Raw genomic sequence first — 16440 nt, forward strand, 5'->3', positions numbered from 1 at the left:
CGCAAAATGAACACGGCCTCCGGCAGGGGAGCTACCGGAGGCCGCGTCGTGTACGCCGTTTCCGCTCGCGAGACGAAAGCGGCGCGGGAGATCGTGGCCTCGGCCGATGAAGGCCGAGGCGCGAAACGTTAGAAGGGCAGGATCACGTCCAAGACCTGCTGGCCGTAGCGCGGCTGTTGCACATCGGTGATCTGGCCGCGGCCGCCATAGGCGATGCGCGCTTGCGCGATCTTCGAAGAGTCGATGGTGTTGTCGCTCTGGATGTCTTCCGGACGCACGATGCCGGCGACGATCAGTTCGCGAATTTCGAAATTGACGCGAATTTCCTGCTTGCCTTCGACCACCAGGTTGCCGTTCGGCAGCACTTGCGTGACCACGGCGGCGACGTTGGTCTGCAACGCTTCGGAGCGGTTCACCGAGCCCTTGCCTTCGCTGGCGGCGGTGGCGTCGGCGGTGAGGATGCGGCCGGGCAGAATAGCCTTCGCCGGGTTGACGATGGTCTTGCTGCCGATGAAGTCGCTGACGCCCGAGTCCTCGGTATTGGATCGGCTGCGCTTGGTCTCGTTGTCGATGATGGCCTTGTCGGTGATGTTGACCGAGACCGTCAGGATGTCGCCGATCTGATGCGCGCGCTGGTCCTTGAAGAAGGCGCGCGAACCGTTCCGCCACAGCGAGTTCGGATTGTACGAAGCGGGCTGCGCCGCCGGCATCGGCATCTGCACCGGCTTGTAGCCGGGGCGCGCGGTGGGATTGTCGACCGCAGCCAGCGCCGGCGGCGAGCCGATGTCCTTGAGGCGGTCGATCGCCGAGCAGCCGCTCAAGAGCGTCAGCATTGTCGACGCGAGGAGGATGGGACGCAGGACGGATTGGCGTTGCATCGGTGTCACTTTCACAAGGGGCGCCTCGCGGCGCGGTCTAGTTCTGGCCGGGCAGGGCGGCATTGGCGACAATGCGGTTGCCCTGCGTGGTAATCACGACGCGGCCGGGGCCGGCGATGACGCCCTGCAGCGTGCGTTTGGATTGTTCGTTGAGGACGGAGATCACGTCGCCTTCGGCGCCGCCTTCCATGGCTTTGCCGCGGACCGAGAGCGTGACGCCTGGCACTTCGTAGATCAGCATCACGACTTCGTTCCGTGCGATGGTGTCGGGCCTCGCCAATTCGGCGGCACGCAGCATGTTGCCCGCCTGCTTGGGGACCCGCAATGAAAGACCGACAACCTGGCTGCGATCGGTCAAGGCTTCGCGTCCGACTTCAGCGCGCGGTCGACGCTCAAGCACGACGTCGGAATCCTTGATCACGGCGCCGCGCTCGAGGGTGCGTGCGATCGTCAGCACCTCCGCCGTCACTTGCGCCCGCCCGGCGATGCGCAGCAGGCCGTGCTTGCCGTTGCCGGTCGGCATTTCGAGGCTCGCATCGAAGCGGCCGCCGCGGTCGAGGCCGATATGCGCGACGCGCGGCTGGCCGATGGCGTTGGGCTCGACATAAACCGTCTGCAGGTCGCGATCGAAGGTGATGGTGATGTCGTTCGGATTGCCGAAGTTGAACTGCACGGCGAGCGCACGGACGATCGCGTCGCTGATATCCTTGGCGTGGATCGCGCGGGCGGCCCGCGTCACGGAGACTTCAGTCAGGCCGGCGGTGTCGATGTCGGCCAGGGCGCGGTTGCGCACCGCTTCCGCGACGGCTTGCGCCGGCACGGTGCCGGTGAAACCGAGATCGGGCGCGCGGAAGATCGCCACCTTGGCGAGCGCGCCGGCATTTTCGACGAGGTCGCCGACCAGCACGGTCGGACCGTGGACCGTCGCTTGCGCCTTCAGTACCGGACGGAATTCTTCCGTCGTGTCGGCTTGTTGTGCCGAGGCGCTGAAAGCGAGGAGCGTCGCGAAGGCCGCAATGGAGGCGCGGATCATGGCCTTACCTCATCGCATCAGGTTGGAGGTTGCCGAGAGCATCTGATCGGCGGCGCTGATCACCTTGGCGTTCATCTCGTAAGCGCGCTGCGCGGCGATCAGATCGGAGATTTCGCTCACGGACTCGACGTTGGCCTGCTCGAGATAGCCCTGCTGCAGGTTGCCGAAGCCGTCGGTGCTCGGGGTGCCGTCCTGGGGCGTGCCGGAGGCGGGCGTTTCCATATACAGGTTGTCGCCCATGCTCTGCAGGCCCGCTTTGTTGACGAAGATCGAAAGCTGAAGCTGGCCGATCTGGGTCTGCGTGGTCGTGCCTTGCTGCGTGATCGAGACCTGGCCCTGGCTGTTGATCGACACAGAGCTGGCGTTAGCCGGGATCGTGATCTGCGGCTGGACGACGTTGCCCTGGGCGGTGACGAGACGGCCCTGCTGGTCGAGCTCGAATGAGCCGTCACGGGTATAGGCCGTGCGGCCGTCGGGCATCAGGATCTTGAAGAAGCCTTCGCCGCGGATGGCAATGTCGTAATCCTTGCCGGTCTGCGCCAATTCGCCTTGCGACATCAGGCGCGGCGTGCCGACCGTTTTGACGCCGGAGCCGAGCTCGATGCCGGCGGGCAGGATGTTGCCCTGCGACGAGGTCTGTGTGCCGACGCGGTTGACATGCTCGTAGAGCAGGTCTTGGAATTCCGCACGCTGGCGCTTGTAGCCAGTCGTGCGCATGTTGGCGATGTTGTTGGAGATGACCTGGACGTTGAGCTCCTGGGCCATCATGCCGGTCGCCGCGGTGTGCAGTGCGCGCATTGTCTATTCTCCTACCAGCGGCTTCAGTTGAGGACGTCGGCGAGCTTTTCGATCGCCGAGCGACGCATGTCGGATTGTTGCGAAAGCATGTTGGCGACCTGGCTATAGCTGCGTGTGACTTCGATCATGCGCGTCATCTCGAGGACGGCGCGCACGTTGGATTTCTCGACCGCGCCCTGTTCGATCTTGATGCCGGTGGCGGGCTGCTGCGTGACGTTGGCCGGCGCGGCGAAGGTGGAGGCGCCGTCCTTCTGCAGGCGGCCCGGCGCGTCGAAGGCGATAATCCGCAATTTGCCGCGCACGCTGTCGGTCGGGTCGGTGCCGGCGCGGACGCTGATGTTGCCGTCCTTGCTGATCGTTATGTTGCGGTCCTTCGGCTGAAAGACGACCGGGCCGGCTTCACCGAGCACCTGATAGCCTTCCGCGGTCACCAGTTCGCCTTGGGCGTTGACCTGAAGTGCGCCGTTACGCGTGTAGCGCTCGCCGCGCGGCGTCTGCACCGCGAGATATCCGCCGCCGTCGATGGCGAGGTCGAGTGGATTGCCGGTGCGCTCGATGGGGCCCTGCGAGAGGTCGACCCAGGTGGCGCGGTCGCGCACGAAGCTGACGCGGCTGTCGGCGCCGGTGGCGCCGCCGATGCGCGCGGTCGGCGCAATGTATTCTTCAAACACCGCGCCGTCGGCCTTGAAGCCGGTGGTGTTGATGTTCGCGATATTGTTCGCCACCACGTCCAACTCGCGCGACAACGCGACCTGGCGTGACAGTCCGACCAGAAGGCCATTCTGCATCGGCATCTCCCCTGATTGTGCCGAACCGGACTGGCCCTCCCGAGGCCAAACCGCTCCGTCGTCCGCCGCGTCGAGCTCTCCCAAGCCCGGGCGACGCAAGGGGTATTGCAGCCACCGTGCCAACTCTAAAAATTTAATAAAATCAATTATTTATATAAAAACGGCTGTTTTCCGAAGCCGGCAAAAAGCTGCTTCTTGCCGGTCCAACCCGGCAAAAGTTTCCCACTTCGGGGTTCCAATAAAGTTTCTGTTAACCATACGAACTTACCTTCGCTGCCAGGGGGTACGGGGGTTTAAGGCGCGCAAGTGCGGCGCGTGTCCGCCCCGTCGAACAGTGATCGGGGCAGTTCATGGCCAAGGCGGCTAAGAAAGCTGAAGCAGATACGGACGATAAGCCGGAGGGCGAGGCGGCCCCGGCCAAGAAGAAACTCCCCCTCAAGCTGATCATCATGGCCGTGGCCGGACTTGCGGTGGTCGGCGGCGGTGGCACCGGCGCCTATCTCTTTATGCATAAGAAGCATGAGGAGAAGCCGAAGGAGGCCGTGGTCAAGCCGGCGACTTTCGTCGACATGCCCGACGTATTGGTGAACCTCGCCGGTACCGGCAGCGACCGCACGCAATATCTCAAGGTGAAGGTCGTGCTCGAACTGCCCGAGGCCGAGCTGGTGCCGAAGATCCAGCCGCTGATGCCGCGGGTGATGGACGCTTTCCAGACCTATTTGCGCGAATTGCGCGCGACCGACCTCGACGGCTCGGCCGGCCTCTACCGCCTCAAGGAAGAACTGACCCGCCGGGTCAACGCTGTCGTCGCGCCGAATCGCGTCACGGCCGTCTTATTCAAAGAGATCGTCGTCCAGTAGCGGCGAAAGACCATGGCCAACAAAGAACAGATCGACCAAGACGCGCTCGCCGCCGAATGGGGCCTCGCGCTCGAAGCTGAGTCGGGCGCTCCGTCCGCCAACGGCGAAAGCGCGCCCGCGGCAACCACGGATGAAGCCGCCGCCCAATGGGCGGCGATGGCCGACGACAGCAACGGCATGCAAGGCGCCAAAGGCGGCGCCGAACGCGTCCTCAACCAGGAGGAAATCGACAGCCTGCTCGGCTTCAGCCTGGCCGACGTCACGCTGAACGACAACTCGGGCATCCGCGCCATCATCGATTCCGCGATGGTGTCGTACGAACGCCTGCCGATGCTGGAAATCGTCTTCGACCGCCTCGTGCGGCTGATGACGACCTCCCTGCGCAATTTCACGTCGGACAACGTCGAAGTCTCGCTCGACCGCATCACCTCGGTGCGCTTCGGCGACTATCTCAACTCGATTCCGCTGCCGGCGATCCTCGCCGTGTTCAAGGCGGAAGAGTGGGAGAACTTCGGCCTGGCGACCGTCAACTCGACGCTCATCTACTCTATCATCGACGTGCTGCTCGGCGGCCGCCGCGGCGCCACCTCGGTGCGCGTCGAAGGCCGGCCCTACACCACGATCGAGACCAACCTCGTCAAGCGCATGATCGAGGTGGTGCTGGCCGACGCCGAGCTGGCCTTCAAGCCGCTGTCGCCTGTGAAATTCAATATCGATCGGCTCGAGACGAACCCGCGCTTTGCCGCGATTTCGCGTCCGGCCAACGCCGCCATTCTGGTGCGCCTGCGCATCGACATGGAGGACCGCGGCGGCAATATCGAATTGCTGCTGCCTTACGCGACCATCGAGCCGATCCGCGCCGTTCTCCTCCAGATGTTCATGGGCGAGAAATTCGGCCGCGACCCGATCTGGGAAGGCCATCTCGCCACCGAAATCGGCCAGGCGCAGGTCAGCGTCGATGCCGTGCTCTACGAGCAGCGCCTGCCGCTGCGGCGCATGATGAGCCTGGAGGTCGGCGACACGCTGATGCTCGAGCTCAAGCCCGAAGCCATGGTCACGGTCCGTTGCGGCGACGTCACATTGACCGAGGGCCGCATGGGCCGGGTGGGCGACCGCGTCGCCGTGCGCGTCGGCAAGCCGCTGCGCAAGCCGCGTACAACCTTTGCGATGTTCGAAAAAGCCGACGAATCAACTAATCGAATGGAGACCCCGTGAGCTACCATTTTGGTTTTCTGATCGAGAGCATGGTCTCGGTCCTTCTCCTCATGACGATCCTTTATTGTGTTCGGCTCAGCAAGCAGTTGCGCATGCTCAAGGCGGACGAGCAGGCCTTGCGCGCGACCATTTCCGAACTGGTCACCGCGACGGAAGTGGCCGAGCGCGCCATTGCCGGGCTGAAGAACACGATGCGCGAGGGCGACGAGACGCTCGGTACGCGCCTCGCGCGCGGCGAGCAGCTGTCGGCCGAGATCGGCCGCCAAGTCACGGCCGGCGAGCAACTGATGGCACGCCTGGTCCGCATCGTCGGCGCCACGCGGGCCGACGGTGAACCCGAAGCCGAGACCGAGACGGCGGCGCCCGGCGCCAAGGCCGTCGCGGCCGCGGCCCAAGCTTTTGCAGAACGGGCCCGCGCCCGCATCAACGGTATGGCTGCATGACCCGGTTCTTGCGCGATATCAGGCTGTTTCCGGTCGTCATCGTGGCGACCGTGAGCCTGCTCGCGCTCAAGGTATCCGGATTGGTGTTCGAAGGCGGCTATACGCTGGCCGAGCGGTTGCAGAGCCGGGACAAAGCCAGCCTGCAGGTCACGACACGCGAGAGCGTGCCGGACCAGCCGAAGATTGTCATCGCCGACCAGCGGGTGAAGCCCGACCAGGGCCCGCCGAAGTCCTGGGCGCAGGAGATGTTCAACTACAACGGCGGCGCTGATCGCGTGAGCGCGGACCGCGACGTCACGGGCTCGGTGGGCGCCAGCGAGCCGAAGACGAGCGGGCCGCCGCTGAAGACCAGCACCAAGCCGCCCGATGCGCCTAAGCTCGAAGTCGCCGGCGCCTCCATTCCGATGGAGCAGGGCAAGATCAATTCACCGGGCGAGCGTGCGGTTTTGGAGCGCCTGCAGGACCGCCGCCACGAGCTCGACAGCCGCAATCGCGAGCTGGAGATGCGCGAGACACTGCTGAAGGCCGCCGAGAAGCGGCTCGACGCAAAGGTCAACGAACTCAAGGACATCGAGACGCGCGTCAATTCCGTGAACGAGTCGCGCGAAAAGGCCGAGGTACAGCGGCTCAAGGGCGTCGTTTCGATGTACGAGAACATGAAGCCGAAAGAGGCGGCGCGCATCTTCGACCGGCTCGACATCAAGATTCTGGTCGAGGTCTCGACCGCCATGAACCCGCGCACGATGTCCGCCATCCTGGCGCAGATGAACCCGGAAGCCGCCGAACGCCTGACGGTCGAGCTGGCTGGCCGCGGTGCGCAAACGGCGCCGGTTGCCGACGAACTGCCCAAGATCGAGGGCCGGCCGAACGGCGGCTGATAATTCCCGTAGAGCCCGCGATCACGGTTAAGGCCCTTTAAACGCCCCGCCCTTAGGCTGCCGTCACCAGTCGTTCCCAGTTGGATCGCGTTATGACGGCTTTGACCTTCCGCCCGGTGTTTGTGCATGCCTGGGCGCGGCTACGGCGCGCGGCGGCACCGCTTGCGCTCGCCCTTTCGCTTGCGCCGAGCCTTGCCGGGCCGGCCCAGGCCGATGAGCCGGTTAGGGGCACTGTGAGCGTCTTCACCGACGGCGGCTACACGCGGCTTCTGTTTCGCCTGGAAGAAGAAGTGCCCGCGCGCGTCAGCGTCGCCGGCTCGATTATGGTCATCAGCTTCAAGAAGCCCGTGCAGATCGGCGTCGACCGCCTGAGCGACAGCGCGCGCGATTATATCAGCATCGCCCGGCGCGATCCGGACGGCACCGCCATCCGCATCGCCCTCGCGCGCAAGGTGAAGGTCAACACCATTCCGGCGGGCGACCGCTTCTACGTCGATCTGTTGCCGGACACCTGGACCGGCATTCTGCCCGGGTTGCCGCAGGAGGTGGTCGACGATCTCGCGCGCCGCGCGCGGGATGCGGAGAAGCTGCTCTATCAGCACAAGATCATCACCAAGCAGAAAGAGCCGCCGCTGCTCCGCGTGCGTGTGGCGCGGCAGCCGACATTCGTCCGTTACGTCTTCGAGCTGCCGGACGCCGCCAATGTCGTGCCGGATGAAAGCGCCGGTAAGCTGACGCTCAATTTCGACCAGGCGATCCGGTGGGACCTCGCCGATGCCAAGGCGATCATGCCGCCGACGCTGGAGTCGGTCGATGCGACGACCGATTTCGCGTCGGGTGCCGTGACGTTCACCCTGAACGGGCAGCCCGAGGTGCGCACCTTCCGCGAGGATCGCAGCATCGTCGTCGATATCGGCACCGGCAGCAAACCGTCGGAAGCCAGCGCCGCGCCGGCTCCTGTCTCGGCGCCGTCGATCGACGCGCCGGAAACAGTCCCGGCCGCGAAGGATGCATCGACGCCGAAGGCCGACGTCAAGAGCGCGGCACCGACGCCGGCAGCCCCGAAGGGTGAAGCGCTGAAGCCCGACGTCGCGCCGCGCTCAGAAGCGCCGAAGGCGGATGCCGCAAAGCCGGTCGCGCAGGCGGCGGCGCCCACGACGGCCGAACCGCCGAAGGCCGCGCCGGTAGCGGAGGCGGCGCCGAAGGCAACGATCAAGGACGGGGTCAAGGAGCCGGCGAAGCCCGCGGCCAAGATGGCTAAGACCGATGCGAACAATGTCGTCGCCGGTCTGGAGCAGTCCGGCAACACGTTGCGGCTCGATTTTCCGTTTGCGGCGCCCACCCCGGCAGCCGTCTTCCGGCGTGGCGATACGGTGTGGCTGGTCTTCGATAGCGATAAGAAGATCGACATCGCCGCGCTCACGGCCGACAAGAGCAGCGGCATTCGCAGCGCGAAACTTGAGCGCGGCAGCGACGGCGAGGCAATTCTCCGCATTCGCTTGGCGCGTCCGCGCCTCGTCAGTCTCGTAGCGGATGGGCCCGAGTGGGTCGTCACCATCGCCGACGCCGTGATGACGCCGACGCAACCGCTCTCGGTTACGCGTGCGCTGCTCGGCAAGGCGCATACCAGCATCGCCATGCCGTTCGACGGGCCGGGCCATCTGCATGTGCTGAAAGACAAGGATGTCGGCAGCACGCTCATGGTCGTCACGGGGCTCGGCCCCGCCCGCGGCTTCCTTAAGCAGCAGGATTTCGTCGAACTGCGCGCGCTCGTCTCGACTCATGGCATCGTCGTCGAGCCGCTGGCCGATGACGTCGCCGCCGATCTCGAGGCCGATCGCGTCACCTTCAGCCGGCCCGGCGGGTTGTCGCTATCGCCGACCGATCAGGCGGAGGAGCAAATCGCCTCCACCTTCCGCTCTTTGACATTCGATCCGCAGACCTGGGGCTACGATCGTCAGGCCGTTTTCAACGATCGCCAGTCGGAGTTGATCCGTCTGGCCGCCGCGGCGCCCGACGCCAAGCGCAAACAGGCGCGCCTCAATCTCGCGCGCTTCTATCTGGCGCGCGACATGGCGGCGGAAGCCAAGGGCGTGATCGACGTTGCGCTCGCGGACCCGCAGGAGGCCAACGATGTCACCGGCAGCATCCTGCGCGCCGTCGCTGAGGTGATGCTGGACCGGCCGCAGGAGGCGTTGAAGGTCTTGGCGTCGCCACAGGTCGCGAGCCAGCAAGATGCGCCGATCTGGCGCGCGGTCGCCTTCGCGCGCGAGGGCAAGTGGCCGGAGGCCCGCGAGGCTTTCAAAGGCAGCGAGGCGACGCTCGGCAACTTGCCGCTCGAATTGCAACGTGTCGCAATGCTTGAAGCGTTGCGCGCGGCGATTGAGGTCCGCGACTTCACCGCCGCGTCGCGATTGCTGAATGACTTCGAAACCGCCGGCATTCCCGCCGACATCGATCCCACCGTCAAAGTGCTGGCTGGCCGTCTCAACGAAGGCCTTGGCCGCAAGGATGACGCGCTGGCCAATTATCACGCCGCCGCCGACTCCACCGATCGTCGTGCCGCATCGCAAGCGCGTCTGCGCGAGATCGCCTTGCTGCAAGCGAGCGGGCAAATGCCGCGCAAGGAAGCGATCGTCGCGTTGGAGACGCTGACCGCCGTATGGCGCGGCGACGAGACCGAAGCCGAAGGTTTGAGGCTGCTGGCGCAGCTTTACACCCAGGAGAACCGTTTTCGCGACGCCTTCCACGTCATGCGCGCGGCGCTGCGGTCGAATCCGAATTCGGACATGACGCGCAAACTCCAGGACGAGGCCGCCGCCACGTTCGACAGCCTGTTCCTCGAGGGCAAAGGCGACACGCTGCCGGCGGTCGAAGCGCTCGGTCTATTTTACGACTATCGTGAACTGACGCCCATTGGGCGCCGGGGTGACGAGATGATCCGGCGCCTGGCCGACCGTCTGGTGGCCGTCGACTTGCTCGACCAGGCCGCGGAGTTGTTGCAGCACCAGGTCGATCATCGCTTGCAAGGCGCGGCGCGGTCGCAGGTCGCGACGCGTCTGGCGCTGATCTATCTAATGAACCGCCGGCCGGAGCGGGCGCTGGCGACGCTGCAGTCGACGCGCATGGGCGATCTCTCCAACGAAATACGCGATCAGCGTTTGTTGCTCGAGGCGCGCGCGCTGTCGGACATCGGTCGGCATGAACTGGCGCTCGAACTGATTGCCAATGTCAAAGGCCCGGAAGCGATGCGGCTGCGTTCCGACACGTTGTGGGCGGCGCAGCGGTGGCGCGAGGCGGCCGAGCAGATCGAGTTGCTGATGGGCGAGCGCTGGCGCGACTTCGCGCCGCTGAATGACGACGAGCGCAGCGACGTTCTGCGCGCGGCGGTTGGTTACACGCTCGCCGACGAGACCATCGGGCTTGGCCGGCTGCGGGAGAAGTTCGCGGCGAAAATGGCCGAGAGTACCGATGCGCGCGCCTTCGAAACCGTGAGCGTGCCGATCGGCGGCAACCGTCCGGAATTCCTCGCGGTCGCCAAGCGCCTTGCGGCCGTCGATACCTTGCAGGGCTTCTTGCGCGACATGCGTAAGCGCTTTCCAGACGGCACGCCGCAAGCGCCGTCACCGTCCGCGGCGGGCGAAGCCGCGATGCAGGCCAAGGAAGCTGAAGCGCAGGCGAAGAAGGCCGCAGCCGCCGAGAAGGCCGCTGTGAACGCGCCGGCGGATCCGGCGTCGGCATCGCCGTTGCCGCCGAAGGCGCCGGCGGGGGTGCCGTTGCGGCCCGACATGACGCCGACGGGCTCGATCCCGAAGCCGGCGGCACAGCAGCGCGCGGCGGCGCGCTAGTTGCCGCCGTAGCTCTGGATCAGCGAGCCGGCGACGAGGCTCCAGCCGTCCACCAGCACGAAGAAGATCAGCTTGAACGGCAGGGACACGGTGACGGGGGGCAACATCATCATGCCCATCGACATCAGCACCGAGGCCACCACCAGGTCGATGATCAGGAACGGCAAGAAGAGCAGGAAGCCGATCTCGAAGGCGCGCTTGAGTTCGGAGATCATGAAGGCCGGGATCAGGATGCGCAGCGAGAGCTGGTCCGGCGTCGCCGGCTCCGGCTCCTTGGCGAGGTCCATGAACAGCCGCAGGTCCTTGTCGCGGACGTTCTTCTGCATGAAGGCGCGCAACGGCACGCTGCCGCGCTCGAACGCCTGCTCGGCGGTGATCTGGTTGGCGACCAGCGGCCGGATGCCGGTCTCATAGGCCGTCTGCAGCGTCGGACCCATCACGAAGGCGGTCAGGAACAGCGACAGCGCGATGATGACGGCGTTCGGCGGTGCCGTGCCGGTGCCGAGCGCGGTGCGCAGCAGCGACAGCACGACGACGATGCGCGTGAACGACGTCATCATGACCAAGATCGACGGCGCCAGCGACAACACCGTCAACAGCGCGATCATCTGGATCACGCGTTCGGTGAGGCCGGCACCTTGGCCGAAATTGATGCTGACGTCTTGCGCGCCGGCAGGCACCGTCGCGGCGAGCATCACCCCTACTACCCCGACCGCCACCGTCAACAACTGACGGACGCGGCGGCCGGAAACCGATATCACGGTTTCCCGGAAGGACGGCCGAGCAAGCTGGCCATCTCCTCTTCAAGGTTGTCGTAGAGGTTCTTGCCGGCTTGCGGGGGCTCCGCCTTCGGCTCTGGCTTGATGTCGAGCTTCGGCTCTTGCTTCGGTTCGAACTTCGGCAGGTCGAACTTGGGTTCGGGCTTGGCTTCCGCCTTGGGTTCGAACTTGGGTTCGAATTTGGGCTCGGCTTTCGGTTCGAACTTCGGTTCGACGCGCGGCTTGAACTCGCGCAGGCGCGGCTCCGCGGGCTTGGCGACTTGTCCGGCCAACGGATCGGTGACCGGCGGGCGGCCTTCCGGCGCCGGGGCACGGCGCAGCGCGGCCTCGAGTTGAAGCGCCATCTCCGCGAGATTGTGGTCGGCCTGACCCGCGGCCTGAGCCGGCTCGGCGGCTACCGGGGGGATGGTCGGCGCACGCGGCGCCGGCGCGTCAACGCGGGGTGCCCGCGGCACGTTGAGCTCAGGTGCGAGCCGCGGCGGCGGTTCGGTCGGCAGCGGCGCGAAATTGTCGGCCGGACGCGGACGCGCGCCCGGTTCGGGCGCGAGCCAGGGCTCTTCGGTCGCTGACGAACGGAAGGGGCGGGCCGGGGCGACAGGCGCGGGCTCGTGCAGCGGCTGCAACGGCCACGCCGTTTCAGGCTGCGCCGCGCGCAATTCAGTGCGGCCGGTCTCACGCAGGGTCGCTTCGCGCCCGGCGGCGCGGACGATGTTCTGTTCGACGACAACGTCGGTCGGACCGCCGATCATCAGCAGATGCTCGATGTTGTCGCGGCGAATCAGCACCAGCCGGCGGCGGCCGTCGACCGTCGCTGCGTCGATGACGGCGAGGCGCGGCTGGCGGCCACGGGCGCCGGCGCCGCCAAGACGGCTGGCGCCGAACCGGCGCACCAGCCAAGCGGTCACGCCGATCAGGCCAAGCACCACGAGGAAGGCAATGAAGAAGCGCGCGGCCAGCGGCATCTCCGAGCCGAATAGGCTTTCGAACATCAAATCACTCCAGTGTTGTTCGCGCTGCCGCTATCGAACGGGAATCGTGCCAATAGTTAACTTTTATAGGCACTATTTGCCGCCCGGGATACTAGTTCGATATTAACAAATAAAGGCCGTTTCCGCACCAAAGCCGCGTTTTCAGATAGTTGGTATGGTAAACAACAGTTCCATCCTGGGAGTTCCGCGGCGATCTATTTACCAGCCGTTAACCATACCCCCGGCAAAGTCTGCCTAGTGCTGCGTTGCACCACATGATTCTACCGGCAGATTGCGGGGGTCGGCCTCATGGCCATTACCGATATACCAATCTTTTCCATGCTGCGGACGCGGCTCGACTGGGCGCAGAGCCGGCAACGTCTGCTGGCCGAGAACGTGGCCAACTCCGACACCCCAAATTACCGGGCGCGCGATCTCGCGCCCCTGAATTTTCCTGACCCAGCCAAGGTCGCGACCGCCGCCCCGCCGCGCGTGCAGCTTGCGCAGACCGAGGCGGGGCATTTCGGCATGGCCGAAGGCAGCAGCCAATTCAGCGAGAGCAAGGCGGGCTACGACGTCCGCCCGACCGGCAACGCCGTCAGTCTCGAAGAAGAGATGATGAAGGTGGCCGCCAACCAGATGGATTACCAGGCCGCATCGGCGCTCTACACGCGCAGCCTTGGCCTCATCAAAACCGCGATCGGCAAGCGCTGAGCGGAACGGAGCTAAGGACGATGGCCAGTTTGGACTTCATGAAGACGATGGCGATCGCGGCCTCCGGTTTGCGCGCGCAAGCCGGTCGCATGCGCATCATCTCGGAGAACATCGCCAACGCCGACTCGACGCCGTCGCGTCCGGGCGCCGATCCCTACCGCCGCAAGATTCCGACCTTCAAGGCGGAGTTCGACCGCGCCGTGGACGCACAGATCGTCGAGCTCGGCAAGACCCAACCCGACACGTCGGCATTCCGCATGAAGTACGAGCCGGGCCATCCCGCCGCCGATCAGAACGGCAACGTCAAATATCCGAACGTCAACTCGCTCGTTGAAATGACGGATATGCGGGAGGCTCAGCGTTCATACGAGGCGAACATCAATGTGATCAGCGCCACCCGGCGCATGCTGCAGCGTACCATCGACATCCTCAAAGCCTGAAGGTTCAGACAATGTCATCACCTCTCTCTGCCGCAAGCGCCTACGCCAACATCGCGCGCCTGACGACCGATTCCAACGCCGCCGGCGGTTTCGCCAACGCCTCGCGTCTGACCGGCGATCCGAGCGCCGCGCTCGCCCGCGGCATGGGCATGCCGGAGCCGAGCCAGACGAGCTTTTCGTCGGTGTTGAAAGAGGCGATCGGCGCGGTGAACGAACTTGGCCAGAAGTCCGACACCCAGACGCGCAACGCCGTGAACGGCAAGGCGAACATGGTGGACGTCGTGACCGCGGTCTCCGAAACCGAGGTTGCCATCGACGCGGTGGTCGCGGTCCGCGACAAGGTGATCGCGGCCTACGAAGAAATCATGCGGATGCCGATCTAACCTTGGTCAAACGGGCTTACGCGCCACAAGAGCGCGAGGCCTCAGGGCAGAGCAGTCTATATGACAGGACCTGAAGTTCTCGATATCGGTCGCGAGGCGATCTTCACGCTGATTCTCGTATCCGCGCCGGTCATGCTGGTGGGGCTCGCGGTCGGCGTCGCGGTCTCTTTGCTGCAGGCGCTGACGCAATTGCAGGAGCAGACCATCGCCTTCGTGCCGAAGATCCTGGCGATCTTCGTCTCGCTGCTCATCGCGCTGCCGTTCATGGCCGAAAAGCTGCACGGAGAGATGCTGCGCATCGCCGCGCGCATCGCCACCGGCTGATGGCGTGACTTGCGTTTTGGCTGGAACCGGTCCGGCCGTCCGCCTTTCTTTTGCAAGCGGCAAGAGAATCGTGGATGCCAAGCGTGAGCCCAGGTCCAGGCGGACCTGGTGCGACTGTTCGAGAGCCCCTCGGGCGCGGATAGGCTGATGCGCATCGACATCTCATTCCTCCCGGCGCTGGCCGCGGCGTTCATTTTAACGTTCGCGCGCGTCGGCACGATGATGATGATGTTGCCCGGCATCGGCGAGAGAAACATCCCCTCGCGCGTGCGCCTGACGGTTGCGCTGGTGCTGACGGGCCTCATCACGCCGCTGCACCGCAGCGCCTACGCGGTCGATCTCAACACGCTGGCGCCGGTGATGGTCGTTCTGGTCGAGGAAATCATCGTCGGCGCCGTGCTCGGCATGACCGCACGGCTCGCCATCTCGGCGCTGCAAATCGCCGGCTCGATCATCGCGCAGCAATTGGGCCTCGGCTTCGTCACGGCGATCGATCCGACCCAGGATCAGCAGGGCATGATCCTGGGCAACTTTCTAACCTTGCTCGGCATCGCGCTCATTTTCGCGACCGATCTGCACCACCTGGTCATCATCGCCATCAACGACAGCTATACGATCTTCCGGCCCGGCGAGATGCCGCTGTCCGGCGACGTCGCGCAGCATATCACGCACGTCGTCGCGACCGCGTTCCGCATCGGTGTCCAATTGTCGGCGCCGTTTCTGGCCTTCGGTCTCTTGTTCAATCTCGGCCTCGGCGTGCTGTCGCGGCTGATGCCGCAGATGCAGGTGTTCTTCATCGGCATTCCGGTCACCATTCTGGTCGGCCTGATGCTCCTGGTGCTGGTGCTCGGGGCCATGATGGGCCTGTTCACCGGATATATCGGGAACGTCCTCGGCCAACTCGCGCCCACCGGATAAACGGAGCGCGACATGGCCGAAGATTCCGAGAATGAAAAAACAGAAGAACCGTCCCAAAAACGCTTAGACGAAGCGCTGCAACGCGGAGATGTCGTCAAGAGCCAGGAGGTCAACACCTGGTTCGTGATGGGCGCCGCGACCCTCGTGCTGATGGTCTTCTCGGGCAGTATGAGCTCGAGCCTGATGACGTCGATGCGCGGGCTGGTCGCCAATGCGCATCAGATCCGGGTGGATGGGCCGGCGCTGCCGCAGTTGTTTCAGAAGATCGGCATCGAATTGATCGGCGGCCTGGCCGTGCCGTTCCTGCTGCTGCTCATCGCGGCCGTTGCCGGCAACATGGTGCAGCACCGCTTGGTCTGGAGCTTCGAGGCGGTGTCCCCGAAGCTGTCCAAGATCTCGCCGCTGGCCGGTCTCAAGCGCCTGTTCTCGGCGCAGACGCTCGCGAACTTCGCCAAAGGGTTGGTGAAGCTGATCGTGGTCGCTGTCGTGCTGTTGGCATTGATGTGGCCGGAGCGGTATCGCTTCGAAGGTCTCGTCACCACCGATCCCGCGGTGCTCTTGCCCTTCATCAAGGTGCTGGCGTTGAAGTTGATGGGCGCCGTGGTCGCAATGCTCGCGGTGGTCGCCGCGGCCGATTATTTCTTCCAGTACCGGCAATGGCACGAGCGGCAGAAGATGTCGCTGCAGGAACTGAAAGAGGAGTTCAAGAACACCGAAGGCGATCCGCACATCAAGGGCCGCCTGAAGCAGTTGCGGCAAGTGCGCATGAAGAAGCGCATGATGGCGAATCTGCCGAAAGCGTCTGTGGTTATCACCAACCCGACGCACTACGCGGTGGCGCTGCAGTACGAGCGCGGCATGGAGGCGCCGATCTGCGTCGCCAAGGGCATGGACGCGCTGGCGCTCAAGATCCGCGAACTCGCCGGCCAGCATTCGATACCGATCGTGGAAAACCCGCCGCTCGCCCGAGCGCTGCACGCGACGGTCGAGGTCGACGATGCGATCCCGGCGGAGCATTACAAGGCGGTGGCGGAAGTGATCGGCTTCGTCATGAAACTGCGCCGGACGCCGGGCGGACGGTAACGGCGCGGCAAGGGGATGCGCGGCATCTGGGCCTTGCGCCCATAGGCCACCTCAGGCACTTGAGGAGGCGAGGTGCGGGCCCGCCGCGGC

The 16440-nt window shown here is 65.0% G+C and carries 17 protein-coding genes; 11 read left to right on the forward strand and 6 right to left on the reverse strand.

The window, feature by feature from the left end; genetic code table 11:
* Positions 1-128 precede the first annotated feature (128 nt).
* Genes flgH through flgF form a run of 4 tightly spaced genes read right to left on the reverse strand, consistent with a single transcriptional unit; the run spans position 129 to position 3497 of the window.
* Complete coding sequence (gene flgH / locus DW352_RS00810; RefSeq protein ID WP_162826694.1) at positions 129-878, reverse strand: flagellar basal body L-ring protein FlgH; 750 nt, start codon at positions 876-878, stop codon at positions 129-131.
* 37 nt (positions 879-915) lie between these two features.
* Positions 916-1911 carry a flagellar basal body P-ring formation chaperone FlgA gene (gene flgA / locus DW352_RS00815; protein WP_115687626.1) on the reverse strand — a complete coding sequence of 332 codons (996 nt, stop codon included), beginning with the start codon at positions 1909-1911 and terminating at the stop codon, positions 916-918.
* 9 nt (positions 1912-1920) lie between these two features.
* Complete coding sequence (gene flgG, locus DW352_RS00820) at positions 1921-2709, reverse strand: flagellar basal-body rod protein FlgG (RefSeq protein WP_115687628.1); 789 nt, start codon at positions 2707-2709, stop codon at positions 1921-1923.
* Positions 2710-2732: 23 nt separating this feature from the next.
* Complete coding sequence (gene flgF / locus DW352_RS00825; protein WP_115694173.1) at positions 2733-3497, reverse strand: flagellar basal-body rod protein FlgF; 765 nt, start codon at positions 3495-3497, stop codon at positions 2733-2735.
* A 350-nt stretch (positions 3498-3847) separates the two neighbouring features.
* On the opposite strand from flgF, the gene fliL reads away from it, so the two are divergent.
* The 5 genes from fliL to DW352_RS00850 all read left to right on the forward strand — a co-directional run bounded on the left by fliL (position 3848) and on the right by DW352_RS00850 (position 10741).
* On the forward strand, positions 3848-4357 hold the full coding sequence (gene fliL, locus DW352_RS00830; RefSeq protein WP_115687630.1) for a flagellar basal body-associated protein FliL: 510 nt from the start codon (positions 3848-3850) through the stop codon (positions 4355-4357).
* Positions 4358-4369: 12 nt separating this feature from the next.
* Positions 4370-5572 carry a flagellar motor switch protein FliM gene (gene fliM / locus DW352_RS00835; protein WP_115687632.1) on the forward strand — a complete coding sequence of 401 codons (1203 nt, stop codon included), beginning with the start codon at positions 4370-4372 and terminating at the stop codon, positions 5570-5572.
* Complete coding sequence (locus DW352_RS00840) at positions 5569-6015, forward strand: DUF6468 domain-containing protein (protein ID WP_115687634.1); 447 nt, start codon at positions 5569-5571, stop codon at positions 6013-6015. The genes fliM and DW352_RS00840 overlap by 4 nt, the downstream gene beginning before the upstream one ends.
* Positions 6012-6893: a MotE family protein gene (locus tag DW352_RS00845; RefSeq protein ID WP_115687636.1), complete on the forward strand. Its 882-nt coding sequence runs from the start codon at positions 6012-6014 to the stop codon at positions 6891-6893. The genes DW352_RS00840 and DW352_RS00845 overlap by 4 nt, the downstream gene beginning before the upstream one ends.
* Before the next feature lie 92 nt (positions 6894-6985).
* Entirely contained in the window at positions 6986-10741 is a 3756-nt protein-coding gene (locus DW352_RS00850) for a tetratricopeptide repeat protein (RefSeq protein WP_115687638.1), read from the forward strand.
* Here the strand turns inward: DW352_RS00850 and fliP are convergent.
* Together fliP and DW352_RS00860 are read right to left on the reverse strand one after the other, a co-directional pair.
* Positions 10738-11436, reverse strand: a complete 699-nt coding sequence (gene fliP, locus DW352_RS00855; protein ID WP_115687640.1) for a flagellar type III secretion system pore protein FliP — start codon at positions 11434-11436, stop codon at positions 10738-10740. The two genes, DW352_RS00850 and fliP, sit on opposite strands and share 4 nt — an antisense overlap.
* A 62-nt stretch (positions 11437-11498) precedes the next feature.
* Entirely contained in the window at positions 11499-12509 is a 1011-nt protein-coding gene (locus DW352_RS00860; protein WP_245434276.1) for a FliO/MopB family protein, read from the reverse strand.
* Between the two features lie 288 nt (positions 12510-12797).
* On the opposite strand from DW352_RS00860, the gene flgB reads away from it, so the two are divergent.
* From flgB to flhB, 6 genes are all read left to right on the forward strand, one after another.
* Positions 12798-13202, forward strand: a complete 405-nt coding sequence (gene flgB, locus DW352_RS00865) for a flagellar basal body rod protein FlgB (RefSeq protein WP_115687642.1) — start codon at positions 12798-12800, stop codon at positions 13200-13202.
* 20 nt (positions 13203-13222) lie between these two features.
* A complete protein-coding gene (gene flgC, locus DW352_RS00870; protein WP_115687644.1) occupies positions 13223-13642 on the forward strand; it encodes a flagellar basal body rod protein FlgC in 420 nt (139 codons plus the stop codon).
* A gap of 11 nt (positions 13643-13653) precedes the next feature.
* Complete coding sequence (gene fliE / locus DW352_RS00875) at positions 13654-14025, forward strand: flagellar hook-basal body complex protein FliE (protein ID WP_115687646.1); 372 nt, start codon at positions 13654-13656, stop codon at positions 14023-14025.
* A 60-nt stretch (positions 14026-14085) separates the two neighbouring features.
* Positions 14086-14349 carry a flagellar biosynthesis protein FliQ gene (gene fliQ, locus DW352_RS00880; RefSeq protein WP_115687648.1) on the forward strand — a complete coding sequence of 88 codons (264 nt, stop codon included), beginning with the start codon at positions 14086-14088 and terminating at the stop codon, positions 14347-14349.
* Between the two features lie 147 nt (positions 14350-14496).
* On the forward strand, positions 14497-15267 hold the full coding sequence (gene fliR, locus DW352_RS00885) for a flagellar biosynthetic protein FliR (RefSeq protein ID WP_115687650.1): 771 nt from the start codon (positions 14497-14499) through the stop codon (positions 15265-15267).
* A gap of 12 nt (positions 15268-15279) precedes the next feature.
* Positions 15280-16350, forward strand: a complete 1071-nt coding sequence (flhB, locus tag DW352_RS00890) for a flagellar biosynthesis protein FlhB (protein ID WP_115687652.1) — start codon at positions 15280-15282, stop codon at positions 16348-16350.
* Positions 16351-16440: the final 90 nt, after the last annotated feature.

This window comes from Pseudolabrys taiwanensis, from assembly GCF_003367395.1.
Taxonomy (GTDB): domain Bacteria; phylum Pseudomonadota; class Alphaproteobacteria; order Rhizobiales; family Xanthobacteraceae; genus Pseudolabrys; species Pseudolabrys taiwanensis.

What these genes read in the sequence shown, in the direction of transcription:
- fliP (WP_115687640.1), bottom strand. Translation starts at nt 11,436, where the DNA reads ATGCTCGCCGCGACGGTGCCTGCCGGCGCGCAAGACGTCAGCATCAAT.
- flgB (WP_115687642.1), top strand. Translation starts at nt 12,798, where the DNA reads ATGGCCATTACCGATATACCAATCTTTTCCATGCTGCGGACGCGGCTC.
- flgG (WP_115687628.1), bottom strand. Translation starts at nt 2,709, where the DNA reads ATGCGCGCACTGCACACCGCGGCGACCGGCATGATGGCCCAGGAGCTC.
- flhB (WP_115687652.1), top strand. Translation starts at nt 15,280, where the DNA reads ATGGCCGAAGATTCCGAGAATGAAAAAACAGAAGAACCGTCCCAAAAA.
- fliQ (WP_115687648.1), top strand. Translation starts at nt 14,086, where the DNA reads ATGACAGGACCTGAAGTTCTCGATATCGGTCGCGAGGCGATCTTCACG.
- DW352_RS00850 (WP_115687638.1), top strand. Translation starts at nt 6,986, where the DNA reads ATGACGGCTTTGACCTTCCGCCCGGTGTTTGTGCATGCCTGGGCGCGG.
- fliE (WP_115687646.1), top strand. Translation starts at nt 13,654, where the DNA reads ATGTCATCACCTCTCTCTGCCGCAAGCGCCTACGCCAACATCGCGCGC.
- flgA (WP_115687626.1), bottom strand. Translation starts at nt 1,911, where the DNA reads ATGATCCGCGCCTCCATTGCGGCCTTCGCGACGCTCCTCGCTTTCAGC.
- flgF (WP_115694173.1), bottom strand. Translation starts at nt 3,497, where the DNA reads ATGCAGAATGGCCTTCTGGTCGGACTGTCACGCCAGGTCGCGTTGTCG.
- DW352_RS00845 (WP_115687636.1), top strand. Translation starts at nt 6,012, where the DNA reads ATGACCCGGTTCTTGCGCGATATCAGGCTGTTTCCGGTCGTCATCGTG.
- fliR (WP_115687650.1), top strand. Translation starts at nt 14,497, where the DNA reads ATGCGCATCGACATCTCATTCCTCCCGGCGCTGGCCGCGGCGTTCATT.
- flgC (WP_115687644.1), top strand. Translation starts at nt 13,223, where the DNA reads ATGGCCAGTTTGGACTTCATGAAGACGATGGCGATCGCGGCCTCCGGT.
- fliM (WP_115687632.1), top strand. Translation starts at nt 4,370, where the DNA reads ATGGCCAACAAAGAACAGATCGACCAAGACGCGCTCGCCGCCGAATGG.
- fliL (WP_115687630.1), top strand. Translation starts at nt 3,848, where the DNA reads ATGGCCAAGGCGGCTAAGAAAGCTGAAGCAGATACGGACGATAAGCCG.
- flgH (WP_162826694.1), bottom strand. Translation starts at nt 878, where the DNA reads ATGCAACGCCAATCCGTCCTGCGTCCCATCCTCCTCGCGTCGACAATG.
- DW352_RS00860 (WP_245434276.1), bottom strand. Translation starts at nt 12,509, where the DNA reads ATGTTCGAAAGCCTATTCGGCTCGGAGATGCCGCTGGCCGCGCGCTTC.